The sequence below is a fragment of the Streptomyces sp. NPDC040589 genome, from assembly GCF_055594445.1.
Genome location: NZ_JBVIWP010000002.1, coordinates 628,040 through 645,628, shown reverse-complemented (window position 1 = coordinate 645,628; position 17,589 = coordinate 628,040). Strand labels below are relative to the sequence as shown.

The following is a 17,589-nucleotide window of genomic DNA, read 5'->3' as shown; positions in this document are numbered from 1 at the left end:
GCGTCACGGCGTGCGGCCCGTTTGTCTGCCGGGAGGCCGGCTTCGGGTTGGACAGCATTCGCGTCACGGCGTGCGGCCCGTTTGTCTGCCGGGAGGCCGGCTTCGGGTTGGACAGCATTCGCGTCACGGCGTGCGGCCCGTTTGTCTGCCGGGAGGGCCGCTTCGGGTTGGGCAGCTTCGGCGTCACGGCGCGCGGCCCGCGCGCCTGCCGGGAGGCCCGGCCGGGGTCTTCCCCGCGTCGCCGGGGATGGGTCGCGGCAGTCGGCGACGGGCCGGGCGGCGCCGCCGGTGTGGGCGCCGCGGCCCGGCGTGGCTACAACGGCTCTCTCCGCCACACCGTCGGAGACAAGCGGTGGGCAACCCTCCGTCGCGTCGTCGCGTCCCAGACGGAGACGGCCGGTCCCGCACCGTTCCCGGCGCACGGCCGCCGCGCAGGGGAGGGTGCGCGATGACCCACGGCACACGGTCCCAGGGACCGGTCGCGGACGGGCGGCACACCGTCGTGGTGGGCGGCGGGCTCGCCGGTATCACCACCGCGCTCGCGCTCGCCGACGCCGGAGTGCGCGTCACCCTGCTGGAGGGCAGGCCGAGACTCGGCGGACTGGCCTTCTCCTTCCAGCGCGGCGAGCTGACCGTCGACAACGGACAGCATGTGTACCTGCGCTGCTGCACCGCCTACCGCTGGTTCCTCGACCGCATCGAGGGCGCGGCCCTGGCACCGCTGCAGGACCGGCTCGACGTACCCGTCCTGGACGTCGCGCGGCCCGAGGGACGTCGGCTCGGCAGGCTGCGGCGCGACGCGCTGCCCGTGCCCCTGCATCTGGGACGCAGCCTCGCCACCTACCCGCACCTCTCGCTCGCCGACCGCGCCAAGGTGGGCCGGGCCGCGCTCGCGCTCAAGGGCCTCGACCTCGCCGATCCGGCGCTGGACGCACAGGACTTCGGCAGCTGGCTGGCCGCTCACGGCCAGTCGGCCCGTGCCGTCGAGGCCTTGTGGGACCTGGTCGGGGTCGCCACCCTCAACGCGGTCGCGGGCGACGCCTCCCTGGGGCTCGCCGCGATGGTGTTCAAGACCGGTCTGCTGTCCGACCCGGGCGCGGCCGACATCGGCTGGGCGCACGTCCCGCTCGGCGAGCTGCACGACCGGCTGGCCCGCAAGGCCCTCGACTCCGCGGGCGTCCGCACGGAGGCCCGGACACGAGTCACCTCCGTCGTCGAGAACACGAACGGCGGGTGGAGCGTTCAGGTTCCCGGCGAGACGCTGGAGGCGGACGCGGTGGTGTTCGCCGTACCGCAGCGCGAGGCCTACGACCTGCTGCCCGAGGGGGCCCTGGACGCCCCCGAGCGGCTTCTGGAGATCGGTACCGCGCCGATCCTCAACGTCCATGTGGTGTACGACCGGAAGGTGCTCGCCCGGCCGTTCCTCACCGCCCTCGGTTCCCCGGTGCAGTGGGTCTTCGACCGGACCGAGGCGTCCGGGCTGCGCGAGGGGCAGTATCTCGCCCTGTCCCAGTCGGCGGCCCAGGACGAGATCGACGAGCCCGTGGCCGTGCTGCGCGAGCGGTACCTGCCCGAGCTGGAGCGGCTGCTGCCTCTGACCCGCGGCGCCGAGGTGAAGGACTTCTTCGTCACCCGGGAGCGCACCGCGACCTTCGCTCCCACCCCCGGCGTCGGGCGCCTCAGGCCCGGTGCCCGCACCAAGGCATCCGGCCTCTACCTGGCCGGAGCGTGGACCGCCACCGGGTGGCCCGCGACCATGGAGAGTGCGGTCCGCAGTGGCGTCGGCGCGGCGGACGCCGTGCTGGACGCCCTGGGCCGGCCCCGCCCACGCCACCTCTTCGAGTTCGAGGAGGCGGCGTGATGCTCGATCACCAGCACCACACGGCAGGCGGCCCCCGCACCTCCGGTACCGCGACAAGAGGAGAGACTGTGCCCACTGTGCCCCCGGCCTCGAAGGCCGCTCGAGAGACCGCGGTGGACGTGGCCGCGCTCCTGGAGCGCGGTCGGACCCTGGCCATGCCGGTACTGCGGGCGGCCATCGACCGCCTGGCACCTCCCATGGACACTGTTGCCGCCTACCACTTCGGATGGATCGACGCCCAGGGCAGGCCCACGGCGGGGGACGGCGGCAAGGCCGTACGCCCCGCCCTCGCGGTGCTGTCCGCCGAGGTCATGTCCGCCGCCCCCGAGACCGGCATCCCCGGCGCCGTCGCCGTGGAACTCGTCCACAACTTCTCCCTCCTCCACGACGACCTGATGGACGGCGACGAGCAGCGCCGTCACCGCGACACGGTCTGGAAGGTGCACGGCCCCGCCCAGGCCATCCTGGTCGGCGACGCCCTGTTCGCCCTCGCCAACGAGGTGCTCCTCGAACTCGGCACCGTCGAGGCCGGCCGCGCCACCCGCCGTCTGACCACCGCCACCCGCGCCCTGATCGACGGTCAGGCCCAGGACATCTCCTACGAGCACCGCGACCGCGTCACCGTCGAGGAGTGCCTGGAGATGGAGGGCAACAAGACCGGCGCCCTGCTCGCCTCCGCCAGCTCCATCGGCGCGGTGCTCGGCGGCGCCGACGACCGCACCGCCGACACGCTGGAGAAGTACGGCTACCACCTGGGCCTCGCCTTCCAGGCCGTCGACGACCTCCTCGGCATCTGGGGCGACCCGGTCTCCACCGGCAAGCGGACCTGGAGCGACCTGCGCCAGCGCAAGAAGTCGCTGCCGGTCGTGGCCGCCCTCGCGGCGGGCGGCTCCGCCTCCGAGCGGCTCGGCGAGATCCTCGCCGCCGACGCCAAGAGCAGCGATTTCGAGAACTTCTCCGAGGAGGAGTTCGCGGCCCGCGCCGCCCTCATCGAGGAGGCGGGCGGCCGCGAGTGGACCGCCGACGAGGCCCGCCGTCAGCACACCATCGCCATCGAAGCCCTCGACGCCGTCGACATGCCCGACCGGGTGCGGGACCAGTTCGCGGCGCTCGCCGACTTCGTCGTCGTACGAAAGAGATGATCACTATCGGCCGAATAGCCCTCGCGTAGTCGCCGGCCGGTGCCGCGAGGCACCACGGAGCACCGGCCGACGGCGGACCCACAGCAGCTGCACACCTTGCACCACTGCACGAAGGGGAAGCCATGACAGCGACGACCGACGGAAGCACCGGGGCCCTGCCACCCCGCGCCGCCGCGGCCAGCGAACTCGACACCGACATCCCCGCGGCGGCCGGGGTACCAGAAGCCGCCGCACGCGCCGCCCGGCGTGCCACCGACTTCCTGCTCTCCCGCCAGGACGCCGAGGGCTGGTGGAAGGGCGACCTCGAGACCAACGTCACGATGGACGCCGAGGACCTGCTGCTCCGTCAGTTCCTGGGTATCCGCGACGAGAAGACCACCCAGGCCGCGGCCCTCTTCATCCGCGGGGAGCAGCGCGACGACGGCGCCTGGGCGACTTTCTACGGCGGCCCCGGTGAGCTCTCCGCCAGCACCGAGGCCTACGTAGCCCTCCGCCTGGCCGGTGACGCGCCCGACGCGCCCCACATGGCCAAGGCCTCCGCCTGGATCCGCGAGCGGGGCGGCATCGCCGCCGCCCGGGTCTTCACCCGGATCTGGCTCGCGCTGTTCGGCTGGTGGAAGTGGGAGGACCTGCCCGAACTCCCGCCGGAAATCATCTGGTTCCCGAAGTGGCTGCCGCTCAACATCTACGACTTCGGCTGCTGGGCCCGGCAGACCATCGTGCCGCTGACGATCGTCTCCGCGAAGCGGCCGGTACGCCCCGCGCCCTTCCCGCTCGACGAGCTGCACACCGACCCGGCCACCCCGAACCCCGCCAAGCCTCATGCTCCGATGGCCAGTTGGGACGGCGCCTTCCAGCGGATGGACAAGGGCCTGCACGCCCTGCGGAAGGTAGCCCCGCGCCGGCTGCGCAGAGCCGCCATGAACAGCGCCGCCCGCTGGATCGTCGAACGGCAGGAGAACGACGGCTGCTGGGGCGGTATCCAGCCGCCCGCCGTGTACTCGATCATCGCCCTGCACCTGCTCGGCTACGACCTCCAGCACCCGGTGATGCGGGAGGGGCTGGCGTCCCTGGACCGGTTCGCAGTGTGGCGCGAGGACGGGGCCCGGATGATCGAGGCCTGCCAGTCACCGGTCTGGGACACCTGCCTCGCCGCGATCGCGCTCGCCGACGCCGGACTGCCCGCCGACCACCCCCAGTTGGTGAAGGCCGCGGACTGGATGCTGGGCGAGGAGATCGTCAGACCCGGCGACTGGTCCGTCAAGCGGCCCCAACTTCCGCCCGGCGGCTGGGCGTTCGAGTTCCACAACGACAACTACCCAGACATCGACGACACCGCCGAGGTGATCCTCGCGCTGCGCCGGATCAGCCACCACGACCCGGAACGGCTGGAGAAGGCCATCGGGCGCGGTATGCGCTGGACCCTCGGCATGCAGTCGAGGAACGGCGCGTGGGCCGCCTTCGACGTCGACAACACCAGCCCCTTCCCGAACCGGCTGCCGTTCTGCGACTTCGGCGAGGTCATCGACCCCCCCTCCGCCGACGTCACCGCGCACGTCGTCGAGATGCTCGCGGTGGAAGGACTCGCCCACCACCCGCGCACCCGGCGCGGCATCGAGTGGCTGCTGGCCGAACAGGAGCCGGACGGCTCGTGGTTCGGGCGCTGGGGCGTCAACTACCTCTACGGCACCGGATCCGTCGTACCCGCCCTGGTGGCCGCGGGCCTCCCCGCCGCGCACCCGGCGATCCGGCGGGCCGTGACCTGGCTGGAGTCGGTCCAGAACGACGACGGCGGCTGGGGCGAGGACCTGCGCTCCTACCACGACGTCAAGGAGTGGAGCGGCAAGGGCGCCTCGACCGCCTCCCAGACGGGGTGGGCCCTGATGGCCCTGCTCGCTGCGGGGGAGCGGGACTCCAAGGCCGTCGAACGCGGCGTCGAGTGGCTCGCCGCCACCCAGCGGGAGGACGGCTCCTGGGACGAGCCGTACTTCACGGGGACGGGCTTCCCTTGGGACTTCTCGATCAACTACCACCTCTACCGGCAGGTGTTCCCGCTCACCGCGCTCGGCCGGTACGTCCACGGGGAGCCCTTCGCCCACCGGCACCACGGGAGCGGTGCGGCCGGGAGGCCGCTCACCGAGGCCAAGGGGAGCTGATGAGCACCCAGCCCGCCCCGGTCCCGCTGCTGATCGCCTGCGCGCTCGGCATCGAGCAGCTCGCCCTGCGCGCGGGCGACCGAGGCGGTGCCGACGGGCCGGTCACCGTGCTGCGCACGGGCATGGGTCCGGCGGCGGCCGAGCGGTCCGTCACCCGGATGCTCGTCGAGCCTGCCCTGCGCGACGCCGCCGTCCTGGCCACCGGCTTCTGCGCGGGCCTCGCGCCCGGCATGCACCCCGGTGACCTGGTCGTCGCCGAGGAGACCCGCGACCCGCGGGGCACGACCGCCTGTGTCGGGACCGAGCTGCTGGTCAAGGAGCTGGCCCGGGCCGTACCCGGGCGGACCGTGCACACCGGGCCGCTCACCGGCTCCGACCACGTCGTACGCGGTCCCGAACGGTCCGATCTGCTCGCCACCGGCGCGATCGCGGTCGACATGGAGTCCGCCGTCACGCTCCTGAGCGCCGTGCGCGCGGGCGAGCGCCCGGTTGCGGCCGTCCGGGTGGTCGTGGACGCTCCAGAACATGAACTCGTCCGGATCGGCACGGTGCGCGGTGGAATATCGGCTTTCCGTGTCCTTCGTTCCGTCCTTCCCGCTTTCTTCGAATGGCACCGTTCCTTGCTGCTCCCCAGGAGGTGAGCCAGATGGCCATGCCGCTTCGACAGTCCATCAAGGTCGCTACATATTTGGCTGAACAGAAGCTCCGCCGGCGGGACAAGTTCCCGCTGATCGTCGAGCTGGAGCCGCTGTTCGCCTGCAACCTCAAGTGTGAGGGGTGCGGCAAGATCCAGCACCCGGCCGGGGTGCTCAAGCAGCGGATGCCGGTCGCGCAGGCGGTCGGAGCGGTGCTGGAGTCCGGTGCCCCCATGGTGTCCATCGCCGGTGGCGAGCCGCTGATGCACCCGCAGATCGACGAGATCGTGCGGCAGCTGGTGGCCAGGCGGAAGTACGTCTTCCTGTGCACCAACGCGCTGCTCATGCGCAAGAAGATGGACAAGTTCAAGCCCTCCCCCTACTTCGCCTTCGCGGTGCACATCGACGGGCTGCGCGAGCGACACGACGAGTCGGTGGCGAAGGAGGGCGTCTTCGACGAGGCCGTGGAGGCCATCAAGGAGGCCAAGCGGCGCGGCTTCCGGGTGACCACCAACTCGACCTTCTTCAACACCGACACCCCGCAGACCATCATCGAGGTGCTGAACTTCCTCAACGACGACCTCAAGGTCGACGAGATGATGATCTCGCCCGCCTATGCCTACGAGAAGGCCCCCGACCAGGAGCACTTCCTCGGCGTGGAGCAGACCCGCGAGCTGTTCAAGAAGGCCTTCGCGGGCGGCAACCGGCGGCGCTGGCGGCTCAACCACTCCCCGCTCTTCCTGGACTTCCTGGAGGGCAAGGTCGACTTCCCGTGCACGGCGTGGGCCATCCCGAACTACTCGCTGTTCGGCTGGCAGCGCCCCTGCTATCTGATGAGCGACGGGTACGTGCCGACGTACCGGGAGCTGGTCGAGGACACCGACTGGGACAAGTACGGACGCGGCAAGGACCCGCGCTGCGCCAACTGCATGGCGCACTGCGGCTACGAGCCCACCGCCGTGCTCGCCACCATGGGATCGCTGAAGGAGTCCCTGCGCGCCCTGCGCGAGACGGTCTCCGGGAACCGGGAGTAGATGCCATGACCGCCATTTCGCTGGGTGTCCCCGAGGTGCCGGCCCGGCCGATCGCCGAGCGGCGCGTGTCGCGCCGGATCCAGGTCGGCCCGGTGGCGGTCGGGGGCGGGGCCCCGGTGTCGGTGCAGTCGATGACGACGACCCGTACGTCGGACATCGGCTCCACCCTGCAGCAGATCGCCGAACTCACCGCGTCGGGCTGCCAGATCGTCCGGGTCGCCTGCCCGACCCAGGACGACGCGGACGCGCTCGCCACCATCGCGCGCAAGTCGCAGATCCCGGTGATCGCGGACATCCACTTCCAGCCGAAGTACGTGTTCGCGGCCATCGAGGCGGGCTGCGCGGCCGTCCGCGTCAATCCCGGCAACATCAAGCAGTTCGACGACCGGATCAAGGAGATCGCGCAGGCCGCCAAGGATCACGGCACGCCGATCCGGATCGGCGTCAACGCCGGGTCGCTGGACCGGCGGCTGCTCCAGAAGTACGGCAAGGCGACCCCGGAGGCGCTGGTGGAGAGCGCGCTGTGGGAGGCATCGCTGTTCGAGGAGCACGGCTTCCGGGACATCAAGATCTCCGTCAAGCACAACGACCCGGTCGTGATGATCGAGGCGTACCAGCAGCTCGCCGAGCAGTGCGACTACCCGCTGCACCTGGGGGTGACGGAGGCGGGCCCGGCGTTCCAGGGCACGATCAAGTCCGCGGTGGCGTTCGGCGCACTGCTGTCACGGGGCATCGGCGACACGATCCGGGTGTCGCTGTCGGCCCCGCCGGCCGAGGAGGTCAAGGTCGGCATCCAGATCCTGCAGTCCCTCGGGCTCAAGGAGCGCCGGCTGGAGATCGTGTCGTGCCCCTCCTGCGGACGCGCCCAGGTCGACGTCTACAAGCTGGCCGAGGAGGTCACGGCCGGGCTCGACGGCATGGAGGTGCCGCTGCGGGTCGCCGTCATGGGGTGTGTGGTCAACGGACCCGGCGAGGCGCGGGAGGCCGATCTGGGGGTGGCCTCCGGCAACGGCAAGGGGCAGATCTTCGTGAAGGGCGAGGTCATCAAGACCGTCCCCGAGTCGAAGATCGTCGAGACGCTGATCGAAGAGGCGATGAAGATCGCCGAGCAGATGGAGCAGGACGGCGCGGGGCCGGGGGAGCCCGCCGTCACCGTGAGCTGAACAGCACGGAATTCGAAGGGGGCCCGACGTGACGATTCTGGAGAGCATCCGGGGACCACGCGATCTGAAGGCGCTGTCCGAGGCGGAACTCGGTGAACTGTCCGACGAGATCAGGGAGTTCCTGGTGCACGCGGTGGCCAGGACCGGCGGCCATCTGGGACCCAATCTGGGCGTGGTGGAACTCACCGTGGCCCTGCACCGGGTCTTCGAGTCACCGGTCGACCGCATCCTGTGGGACACCGGCCACCAGAGCTATGTCCACAAGCTTCTGACGGGACGGCAGGACTTCTCCAAACTGCGCGGCAAGGGCGGTCTGTCCGGCTACCCCTCACGTGAGGAGTCCGAGCACGACGTCATCGAGAACAGCCACGCCTCCACGGCGCTCGGCTGGGCCGACGGGCTGGCCAAGGCCCGCCAGGTGCGGGGGGAGAAGGGCCATGTCGTCGCGGTCATCGGCGACGGCGCCCTGACCGGCGGCATGGCCTGGGAGGCCCTGAACAACATCGCGGCCGCCAAGAACCGGCCGCTGATCATCGTCGTCAACGACAACGAACGCTCCTACGCCCCCACCATCGGCGGCCTCGCCAACCACCTCGCGACCCTGCGCACGACCGACAGCTACGAACGGGTCCTGGCCTGGGGCAAGGACGTGCTCCAGGGCACGCCCCTGGTCGGCCACACCCTCTACGAGGCCCTGCACGGAGCGAAGAAGGGCTTCAAGGACGCCTTCGCCCCGCAGGGCCTGTTCGAGGACCTCGGTCTGAAGTACGTCGGCCCGATCGACGGGCACGACATCGGGGCCGTGGAGTCCGCCCTGCGGCGCGCGAAACGCTTCCACGGGCCGGTCCTCGTCCACTGCCTCACCGAGAAGGGCCGCGGCTACGAACCCGCCCTCGCCCACGAGGAGGACCACTTCCACACCGTCGGCGTCATGGACCCGCTGACCTGCGCGCCGCTCTCACCGGCGGGCGGCCCCTCCTGGACCTCCGTCTTCGGCGACGAGATCGTCAGGATCGGCGAGGAGCGGGACGACGTCGTCGCGATCACCGCCGCCATGCTGCATCCGGTCGGCCTCGGCGGCTTCGCCGAGCGGTTCCCTGACCGGGTGTGGGACGTCGGCATCGCCGAGCAGCACGCGGCCGTGTCCGCGGCGGGCCTGGCGACGGGCGGACTGCACCCGGTCGTCGCCGTCTACGCCACCTTCCTCAACCGCGCCTTCGACCAGCTCCTGATGGACGTGGCCCTGCACCGCTGCGGGGTGACCTTCGTCCTGGACCGGGCGGGAGTCACCGGCGTCGACGGGGCCTCCCACAACGGCATGTGGGACATGTCCGTCCTCCAGGTCGTCCCCGGTCTGAGGATCGCCGCACCACGTGACGCCGACCAACTACGGCTCCAGTTGCGCGAGGCGGTGGCCGTCGACGACGCCCCGACCCTGCTGCGCTTCCCGAAGGAGTCCGTCTGCCCGTCGGTCCCGGCTCTCGACCGGGTGGGCGGACTGGACGTGCTGCACCGTACTCCGGAGCCTCAGGTGCTCCTGGTGGCCGTGGGTGTGATGGCGCCCGTCTGCCTCCAGACCGCCGAGCTGCTCGAAGCCCGCGGCATCGGCTGCACCGTCGTCGACCCCCGCTGGGTCAAGCCCGTCGACCCTGCGCTCCCGGGTCTCGCCGCCGAACACCGCCTGGTCGCCGTCGTCGAGGACAACAGCCGCGCGGCCGGGGTCGGCTCGGCCGTGGCGCTGGCCCTCGGCGACGCCGACGTCGACGTACCGGTACGGCGATTCGGCATCCCGGAGCAGTTCCTCGCGCACGCCAAGCGCGGCGAGGTGCTCGCCGACATCGGTCTGACCCCCGTCGAGATCGCCGGACGGATCAGCGCGAGCCTGGCCGTCAAGCAAGAGCTGTCCAAGGAGCCACTGGAATGACAACCGCCGAGTCCGCGTCGGAGTCGTCGCAGGCCGGGGAGTTCGACCTCGGCAAGCTGCTGGCCGAGCGCGCGGCCGAGCGTTACGAGCTGCACAGCAGGTACCTCAACCACCAGCTCCCGCGCATGCTGCACACCATCGGCTTCGACAAGGTCTACGAGCGCGCCGAGGGCGCCTACTTCTACGACGCGGACGGCAACGACTACCTCGACATGCTCGCCGGGTTCGGGGTGATGGGCATCGGCCGCCACCACCCCGTCGTCCGCAGGGCCCTGCACGACGTCCTGGACGCCCGGCTCGCCGACCTCACCCGGTTCGACTGCCAGCCGCTGCCCGGCCTGCTGGCCGAGAAGCTGCTCGTGCACAGCCCGCACCTGGACCGGGTGTTCTTCGGCAACAGCGGCACGGAGGCGGTCGAGGGAGCGCTGAAGTTCGCCCGGTTCGTCACCGGCAGACCCAGGATCCTGTACTGCGCACACGCCTTCCACGGCCTGACGACCGGCTCCCTCTCCGTGAACGGCGAGTCCGGCTTCCGCGACGGCTTCGCCCCGCTGCTGCCCGACACGGCCGTACCGCTCGGCGACCTCGACGCGCTGGCACGGGAGCTGAAGAAGGGCGATGTCGCCGCCCTGATCGTCGAGCCGATCCAGGGCAAGGGCGTGCTGGCGGCCCCGCCCGGATATCTGCTCGCCGCGCAGGAGTTGCTGCACCGGCACAAGGCGCTGCTCATCGCCGACGAGGTGCAGACCGGCCTCGGCCGGACCGGCGACTTCTACGGCTACCAGCACGAGGACGGCGTGGAACCCGACCTCGTGTGCGTGGCCAAGGCCCTCTCCGGAGGCTATGTACCGGTCGGTGCCACGCTCGGCAAGGACTGGATCTTCAAGAAGGTCTACTCGTCCATGGACCGGGTCCTGGTCCACTCGGCGAGCTTCGGGTCCAACGCGCAGGCCATGGCGGCGGGCCTGGCGGTGCTGTCGGTGATGGAGAACGAGCAGGTCGTCGCGAATGTCCGGGCCACGGGCGAGCGGCTCAGGTCCCGGCTCGCGGCGCTGACGGACCGGTACGAGATGCTCGCCGACGTCCGCGGCCGGGGACTGATGATCGGCATCGAGTTCGGCCGGCCGAAGTCGCTGAAGCTGCGCAGCCGCTGGGCCATGCTCCAGGCCGCGCGCAAGGGGCTGTTCGCGCAGATGGTCGTCGTACCGCTGCTCCAGCGGCACCGGATCCTCACCCAGGTCTCCGGCGACCACATGGAGGTGATCAAGCTGATCCCGCCGCTGATCATCGGCGAGCGGGAGGTGGACCGCTTCGTCGACGCCTTCACCGCCGTGATGGACGACGCCCACAACGGCGGTCTGGTGTGGGACTTCGGGAAGACCCTGGTCAAGCAGGCGGTGGCCAACCGGTAGGCGCGGGGTCCCGGGTGTTGCCTCTGAGGCAAGAAAGTTGCCGCTGGGGCAAGCCTCCGGCTGAATGGAGGCATGAGTTCCTCCGAGACCGAGCGGTCCGGGTCCTCCGGGTCCGACTCGCCGGCCGAACAGTCCGGCGCGCTGCCCGCCGTCGCCCCGCAGCTGCGCGCGCTGCGGCGCCAGGCCTCCCTGACGCTGGAGGCCGCGGCCCGTGCCGCCGGGCTGTCGCCCGCCCACCTCTCCCGTCTGGAGACCGGACAGCGCCAGCCCTCGCTGCCGATGTTGCTCGCGCTCGCCCGCGTCTACGGTACGACCGTCTCCGAACTGCTCGGTGAGACGGTCGCCGGCCGGGACGCCGTCGTCCGCGCGGCCGACATGGAACCGACCACGGCGGGCGGCTGGACGTACTGGCAGGCCGGCGCCTCCGGGCGCGGGATGCAGGCCCTGCGGGTCCATGTGCCGTACGGCTCCCAGGGCGACATCGTGCGCGTCCACCCGGGCGAGGAGTGGCTCCATGTGCTGCGGGGCCGGCTGCGGCTGCGCCTCGGGGACGCCACCCACCGGCTGGCGCCCGGCGACAGCGCCCACTTCGACTCGCTCACCCCGCACCGGATCGCCGCCGAGGACCAGGACGGCGTCGAGCTGCTGTTCGTCCACACCCTGATGCAGAGCCCGACGGCCACCCTGTGCCTGGGCCCCACCCCTGGAGAGACGCCATGAGCGACATGGAGGACAAGTTCCCGCGCGCCTTGTGGGTGCGGCTGTTCATCTACCTCGTGATGGGGCATGTCTTCGCCGCGTTCGTCTATTTCCTCTTCGAGGCGGGGGCCCGCTAGTCCCGTTCAGTCCCGTTCCTCAGCCGAGGAGCCGGTCGCGCAGGCGCTCGCGGGTCTCCGGAGCGAGGTCGAGTCCCTCCTCCAGGTAGGTGTCGACGCCGCCCCAGGTCTCCTCGATGGTGTCGAAGGCGGCCGTCAGGTACTCGGCGCGCGCGTCGAACAGGGGGCTGAGCAGCTCCATGACCTCGGGGGAGTAGGCCGAGTCGGCGGAGCCGCTGCGCCGCACCTTGTAGCGGCGGTGCTTGGCGTTCGACTTCAGGTAGTCCTCGACGATCGCCTCGCGCTCGACGCCCACCGCGAGCAGCGTCACCGCGACCGACAGGCCCGCGCGGTCCTTGCCCGCCGCGCAGTGCATCAGCGCGGGGACGCTGTCCTCGGCGAGCGCGTGCAGCACCTTCGAGTGCTCGGCGGTGCGGTGCTTGATGATCGTGCGGTAAGAGGCGATCATCCGGCCCGCTCCCTTGCCGTCCGAGAGGATCGCCCGCAACTGCTCCAGGTCGCCGTCCCGGACCAGCTTCCAGAACTCGGCGCCGTCGGCGGGGTCGCTCAGCGGCAGGTTCACATTGAGCACGCCCGGCAGCTCGACGTCCGGCCCCTCGAGCTTCTGGTCGGCCTCGTTGCGGAAGTCGAAGATCGTGTGCAGGCCCAGGCCGGTCAGGAAGGCGGCGTCCTCAGCGGTCGCGTGCGCGAGGTGGCCGCTGCGGAACAGTACTCCCTGCCGCACCCGCCGTCCGTCCACGGTCGGCAGTCCGCCCACATCACGGAAATTGCGCACTGCGGCCAGCTCGGGTTCGGTCGAGGGGACCTGCTGCGTCACGGGGGCTCCTCCCACTCGGTGCCGTCGGCGCGGCTCGTCGACGGGCACCACTCGACGATACGACATGCCTGCCAGGGGCAATGAGTTGTCCACAGGCGTTGCCGGGAGCCCCCGAAGCCCTTGATGATGTTCGTGCCTGGTCGCACCTGGTCGGGCTTGTTCGAATCTGTGAGGGCTTGATGCTGGAGATCTCCGAAGACGGTCGTACATGGGTGCTCTCGGGGCCGGCCAGCAGTTACGCCGTCCATGTCACCGACCGGGACGAACTGCTGCACCTGCACTGGGGCGCCCGGATCGGCCTCGCCGACGCCGAGGCCCTGGCCGTCCGGCCGCTGCCGGACTACTGGGCCTTCGAGTCCCCGCTCGACGGACGCGAGGAGTACCCGGTCGAGGGCGGCCCCCGCTTCGCCCGCCCCGCCCTGTCCGTGCGCACCGCCGAGCGGCGCGGCACCGAGTGGACCTACGAGGGCCATGACACCGATGACGGTGAGCTGCGGCTCCGCTTCCGCGACGGCGATCTGGCCGTCACGCTGCACTACCGGATGCGCTCCTCGGCCGATGTCGTCGAGCGCTGGGTGACCCTGGAGAACCACGGACCGGCCGTCGAGGTGCTGCGCGCCGACTCCGCCACCTGGACCCTGCCCGACCGCGACACCTGGCGGCTGTCCCAGCTGCACGGCCGCTGGGGCGCCGAGTCCCGGCTGACGCGCTCCGCCCTCACCTACGGCGAGAAGATCATCGGCAGCCGTCGCGGCCACACCTCCCACCAGCATCTGCCGTGGGTCGCGCTGGACACCGACGCGACCGAGGAGCGCGGGGAGGTCTACGGCTGCGCCCTGGGCTGGTCCGGGTCCTGGCGGGTGTCGGTGGCCCAACTCCCGGACGCGCGTGTGCAGATCACCGGCGGGGCCGGGTACGACGACTCGGGCCTGCTGATGCTGGCCACGGGCGAGTCGTACACGACCCCCGTCTTCGCCGGGCTCTGGAGCGACGGCGGCTTCGGCGGGGCGAGCCGCGCCTGGCACGCCTACCAGCGGACCCACGTCGTCCCGGACGCGGACCGGGACCGCCCGGTGCTGTTCAACTCCTGGGAGGCCACCGAGTTCGACATCTCCGAGGAGCAGCAGCGGGCGCTCGCCGAGCGGGCCGCCGGCATGGGCGTGGAGCTGTTCGTGGTCGACGACGGCTGGTTCGGGTCCCGGACCAGCGACCGGGCCGGGCTCGGTGACTGGACGCCCAACCCCGACCGCTTCCCGGGCGGGCTGAAGCCGCTCGCCGACCATGTGCACGGCCTCGGCATGCGGTTCGGGATCTGGGTCGAGCCGGAGATGGTCAACGCGGACAGCGACCTCTACCGCGCGCACCCCGACTGGGTGCAGTACCAACCGGGACGAAAGCGGACGGAATTCCGCAATCAGCTCGTGCTGAACCTCGCCCGCGAGGACGTCCAGGAGTATCTGTGGGAGCAGCTCGACGGGCTGCTCTCCAGCGCGCCGATCGACTACGTCAAGTGGGACTTCAACCGCTGCTTCACCGACGCCGGCTGGCCGGACGACCCCTACCCGCAGCGGCTCTGGGTCGACCACGTCCGCGCCCTGTACGCCCTGCTGGACCGGCTGCGGGCGGCCCACCCCGGGGTGGCCTTCGAGTCCTGCTCGGGCGGTGGCGGCCGGATCGACCTCGGGGTGCTGGGCCGCACGGACCAGGTGTGGACCTCCGACAACACCGACCCGCTCGACCGGCTCGCCATCCAGCACGGCTTCAGCCAGATCCATCCGGCCCGGGTCATGGCCGCCTGGGTCACCGACAGCCCGAACGCCATGCTCAACCAGCGGGCCAGCTCCCTGCGGTTCCGGTTCGTCAGTGCCATGGCCGGGGTGCTCGGAGTGGGCGGCGACCTCACGCGGTGGACGGCGGAGGAGCTCGCCGAGGCACGGGAGTGGGTGGGGCTCTACAAGGAGATCCGGCCCGTGGTGCAACGCGGCGACCTGTACCGGCTGCGGCCCCCGGAGGGCGGCCTGAGCGCGGTGCAGTACGTCCTCGGCGACGAGACCGTCGTCCTGGCCTGGCTCCAGGCGCAGCGCTACGGCGAGCCCGTTCCGGCGCTCCGGCTGCGGGGCCTCGACCCGGCAGCAGCGTACGAATGCCTCGAAACGGGCGAAGTTCACCGAGGGGCCGTACTGACGCATCACGGGCTGCGGGTCGGCCTGCGTGGGGACCTGGATGCCGCGGTCGTCCGCCTTAAGCGCAAGTAGCCGTTCTGTCCGAATAGGGCGAATGAGTCGAATAAGGTACTTCAGGTGTTTCGGTATAACGTGCCCCGATCGTAAAGGAGATGAGGTCGGGGTGCGTGACCATCGTCATATTCGTGACGATGTGTTGTCGTCATGTTCACGTAATTCTTGCGCTATTCAGGGGCATTGAGGAAAAACAGAGATCGGAAATCCACGCTCGGTGACGGGAAATGTGCTGATGCGTCAAGAAAAACGCCCTCACAGGCAACCGCAAGCTTGTCCCATTGCGTCTCGGTCGCTTACGTTCCACACCAATCCGGACGGACGCCTAATCCTGCCGCCGCCCGGAGCCCGCACACACTCACCCGTGTATGGCAGGAGCGGGGGACCCACAGGTAAGACGCCTGTTCCGGTTCCCGGAACGGCTTGGGGTTCAGCCGCACTTCGGCGCGGCCGGGCATCTCCAGCCCGCACCCGACAGCTCACCTCGCAGGCGCCGGAGAGGAATCCGCCATGCCCGCGAAGGGTAAGCACCGTCGCCCGAAGTCCCAGCGTTTCACCCGCTCCATCGCCGTCGCCGGAACCGGCGGGGCCGCCCTCGCCCTTCCGCTCATGGGCGCAGCCGGCGCCCATGCCGCCACCCCGCAGTCGGCTCCGGAAAAGGCCGTCCAGTCCGCTCCGGCCGCCGAGAAGAAGGCCGCCGAAAAGGCCACGGGCGCCCACACGTACACCGTGAAGGCCGGCGACTATCTCGCGAAGATCGCCGACGACCAGAACGTCAGCGGCGGCTGGAAGAAGCTCTACGCCGACAACCGTGACGCCGTCGGCTCCGACCCGTCGCTGATCCACCCGGGCCTGAAGCTCTCGGTCGGCAAGAAGGCGGCGAGCGCGCCCAAGACGCAGTCGTCCGCGCCCAAGGCGGCCGAGAAGCCGAAGGCGTCGGCTGAGAAGTCGTCCGCCTCCGAGTCGTCCTCGAAGGCCGACACCGCCGCGAAGGCGGCCGCCGCCAAGCCGGCCGCCGAGGCCTCCGGCTTCAGCCTCCCGGTGGACGGCGCCGCCGTCGGCACTCCGTACCACATGTCCGGCAGCATGTGGTCCAGCGGTTACCACACCGGTGTCGACTTCGTCGTCCCGACCGGCACCTCGCTCAAGGCCGTCGGCGCGGGCACGGTCGTCTCCGCCGGCTGGGGCGGCGCGTACGGCAACCAGGTCGTCATCCAGCTCGAGGACGGCAAGTACGCGCAGTACGCCCACCTGTCCCAGCTCTCCGTCTCGGCCAGCCAGACCGTGACGGCGGGGCAGCAGATCGGTCTGTCCGGTGCGACCGGCAACGTGACCGGACCGCACCTGCACTTCGAGATCCGCACCACGCCGGACTACGGCTCGGACGTGGACCCGGTCGCCTACCTGCGCTCGCACGGCGTCTCCGTGGGCTGACCGATCGCACGACCACCTGCCTGACACGCGGCCGAAGGCCGGACCCCGATCCCCGGGTCCGGCCTTCGGTGTGTCCGCGGCCGCCGATCGTCTCAAGGGATCGACAGGACGCGGCAGTTGGGACACAGTGATCCCGTCGTGAGTGCAAGCGCTTTCCGAAGGAGCTGTGTCCCGTGCCGACCACCCGGAGAACGTTCGGAGCCCTGGCTGCCGGAGCCGCCCTGGCCGCCCTCGCCCCGACGGCGACCGCGAACGCCGCGCCCCGTCACCGCCGCCTGATCGCCCACGACGACTTCTGTCACGGCCTCGCCCAGTGGGCGACCGAACTCCAGGACGGCGGCACCGTCACCGCCTCCCGCGGCGTCCTGGACATCGACGTACCGAGCGGAGCGACCGTCTGGTTCCGGCGGCGCCTCGAAGGGCCGTACGTCCTCGAATACACCGCCACGCCCGTCTCCGAGGGCGGGGCCAACGACCGGGTCTCGGACCTCAACAACTTCTGGAACGCGACCGACGTCCGCTCCCCGGACGACCTCTTCGCGACGCCGCGTGGCGGGGCGCTGGAGGAATGCGACCACCTGACGACGTACTACGCCGGATACGGCGCCAACTACAACACCACGACCAGGATGCGGCGTTACGTCGGCCAGGCCGGTGTGCGTCCCCTGGTCTACGACTACACCCAGCCGCTGCTGGTCCCGGGCGAGCCGAACCGGGTCCGGATCGTCTCCGACGGGTCGACGGTGCGCTGGTGGAACAACGGGCGGCTCGTCTTCGACCACACCGACCCGCAGCCGTACACGAGCGGGCACTTCGCCTTCCGGACCGTGTGGAGCCACTTCCGGATCACGGGCTTCCGGGTCTGGCGACTCACCCCGCAACATCCCTGAGGGACGGGCTATTCCGGAGTTGGCGAACACTTTAGGAGTGGCTTATCT

15 protein-coding genes and 1 riboswitch are annotated in these 17,589 nt (G+C 70.9%); of the genes, 14 read left to right on the top strand and 1 reads right to left on the bottom strand.

The genetic code is table 11. The annotated features are described in order from the left end of the window. Nucleotides 1-290 precede the first annotated feature (290 nt). The 11 genes from ACZ58V_RS09920 (at nt 291) to ACZ58V_RS09870 (ending at nt 12,163) form a co-directional block, all read left to right on the top strand. On the top strand, nt 291-452 hold the full coding sequence (locus tag ACZ58V_RS09920) for a DUF6380 family protein (RefSeq protein ID WP_471289938.1): 162 nt from the start codon (nt 291-293) through the stop codon (nt 450-452). Then, nucleotides 449-1,861 (top strand): hydroxysqualene dehydroxylase HpnE, encoded by a 1,413-nt coding sequence (gene hpnE / locus ACZ58V_RS09915; protein WP_471289370.1) that lies wholly within the window; start codon nt 449-451, stop codon nt 1,859-1,861. Before ACZ58V_RS09920 ends, hpnE begins: the two co-directional genes overlap by 4 nt. Nucleotides 1,862-1,938: 77 nt before the next feature. Further along, on the top strand, nt 1,939-3,003 hold the full coding sequence (locus ACZ58V_RS09910) for a polyprenyl synthetase family protein (RefSeq protein ID WP_382826629.1): 1,065 nt from the start codon (nt 1,939-1,941) through the stop codon (nt 3,001-3,003). A gap of 122 nt (nt 3,004-3,125) precedes the next feature. Beyond that, on the top strand, nt 3,126-5,159 hold the full coding sequence (shc, locus tag ACZ58V_RS09905) for a squalene--hopene cyclase (RefSeq protein ID WP_471289368.1): 2,034 nt from the start codon (nt 3,126-3,128) through the stop codon (nt 5,157-5,159). Next, a complete protein-coding gene (locus ACZ58V_RS09900; RefSeq protein WP_471289367.1) occupies nt 5,159-5,800 on the top strand; it encodes a phosphorylase family protein in 642 nt (213 codons plus the stop codon). Before shc ends, ACZ58V_RS09900 begins: the two co-directional genes overlap by 1 nt. A gap of 5 nt (nt 5,801-5,805) precedes the next feature. After that, entirely contained in the window at nt 5,806-6,828 is a 1,023-nt protein-coding gene (gene hpnH, locus ACZ58V_RS09895) for an adenosyl-hopene transferase HpnH (RefSeq protein WP_471289366.1), read from the top strand. A gap of 5 nt (nt 6,829-6,833) precedes the next feature. After that, a complete protein-coding gene (ispG, locus tag ACZ58V_RS09890) occupies nt 6,834-7,991 on the top strand; it encodes a flavodoxin-dependent (E)-4-hydroxy-3-methylbut-2-enyl-diphosphate synthase (protein ID WP_471289363.1) in 1,158 nt (385 codons plus the stop codon). 28 nt (nt 7,992-8,019) lie between these two features. Further along, nucleotides 8,020-9,915: a 1-deoxy-D-xylulose-5-phosphate synthase gene (gene dxs, locus ACZ58V_RS09885; RefSeq protein ID WP_468184465.1), complete on the top strand. Its 1,896-nt coding sequence runs from the start codon at nt 8,020-8,022 to the stop codon at nt 9,913-9,915. Further along, nucleotides 9,912-11,327, top strand: coding sequence for an aspartate aminotransferase family protein (locus ACZ58V_RS09880; protein ID WP_471289361.1), 1,416 nt, complete (start codon nt 9,912-9,914; stop codon nt 11,325-11,327). The genes dxs and ACZ58V_RS09880 overlap by 4 nt, the downstream gene beginning before the upstream one ends. A 72-nt stretch (nt 11,328-11,399) precedes the next feature. Further along, nucleotides 11,400-12,047: a helix-turn-helix domain-containing protein gene (locus ACZ58V_RS09875; protein ID WP_468184470.1), complete on the top strand. Its 648-nt coding sequence runs from the start codon at nt 11,400-11,402 to the stop codon at nt 12,045-12,047. Beyond that, on the top strand, nt 12,044-12,163 hold the full coding sequence (locus ACZ58V_RS09870) for a DUF6126 family protein (protein WP_468184472.1): 120 nt from the start codon (nt 12,044-12,046) through the stop codon (nt 12,161-12,163). The genes ACZ58V_RS09875 and ACZ58V_RS09870 overlap by 4 nt, the downstream gene beginning before the upstream one ends. Nucleotides 12,164-12,182: 19 nt before the next feature. Here ACZ58V_RS09870 and ACZ58V_RS09865 read toward each other — a convergent pair whose 3' ends face one another. After that, nucleotides 12,183-12,980, bottom strand: a complete 798-nt coding sequence (locus ACZ58V_RS09865) for a tyrosine-protein phosphatase (protein WP_468184475.1) — start codon at nt 12,978-12,980, stop codon at nt 12,183-12,185. 179 nt (nt 12,981-13,159) lie between these two features. Between ACZ58V_RS09865 and ACZ58V_RS09860 the strand changes: the two genes are divergently transcribed. The 3 genes from ACZ58V_RS09860 (at nt 13,160) to ACZ58V_RS09850 (ending at nt 17,541) form a co-directional block, all read left to right on the top strand. Beyond that, a complete protein-coding gene (locus ACZ58V_RS09860; protein ID WP_468184478.1) occupies nt 13,160-15,235 on the top strand; it encodes an alpha-galactosidase in 2,076 nt (691 codons plus the stop codon). A gap of 331 nt (nt 15,236-15,566) precedes the next feature. Beyond that, nucleotides 15,567-15,723: riboswitch (cyclic di-AMP (ydaO/yuaA leader) on the top strand. A 4-nt stretch (nt 15,724-15,727) separates the two neighbouring features. Continuing rightward, nucleotides 15,728-16,651, top strand: a complete 924-nt coding sequence (locus ACZ58V_RS09855) for a M23 family metallopeptidase (protein WP_471289359.1) — start codon at nt 15,728-15,730, stop codon at nt 16,649-16,651. A gap of 173 nt (nt 16,652-16,824) precedes the next feature. After that, complete coding sequence (locus ACZ58V_RS09850; RefSeq protein ID WP_471289357.1) at nt 16,825-17,541, top strand: DUF6250 domain-containing protein; 717 nt, start codon at nt 16,825-16,827, stop codon at nt 17,539-17,541. The last annotated feature ends 48 nt before the right edge of the window (nt 17,542-17,589 follow it).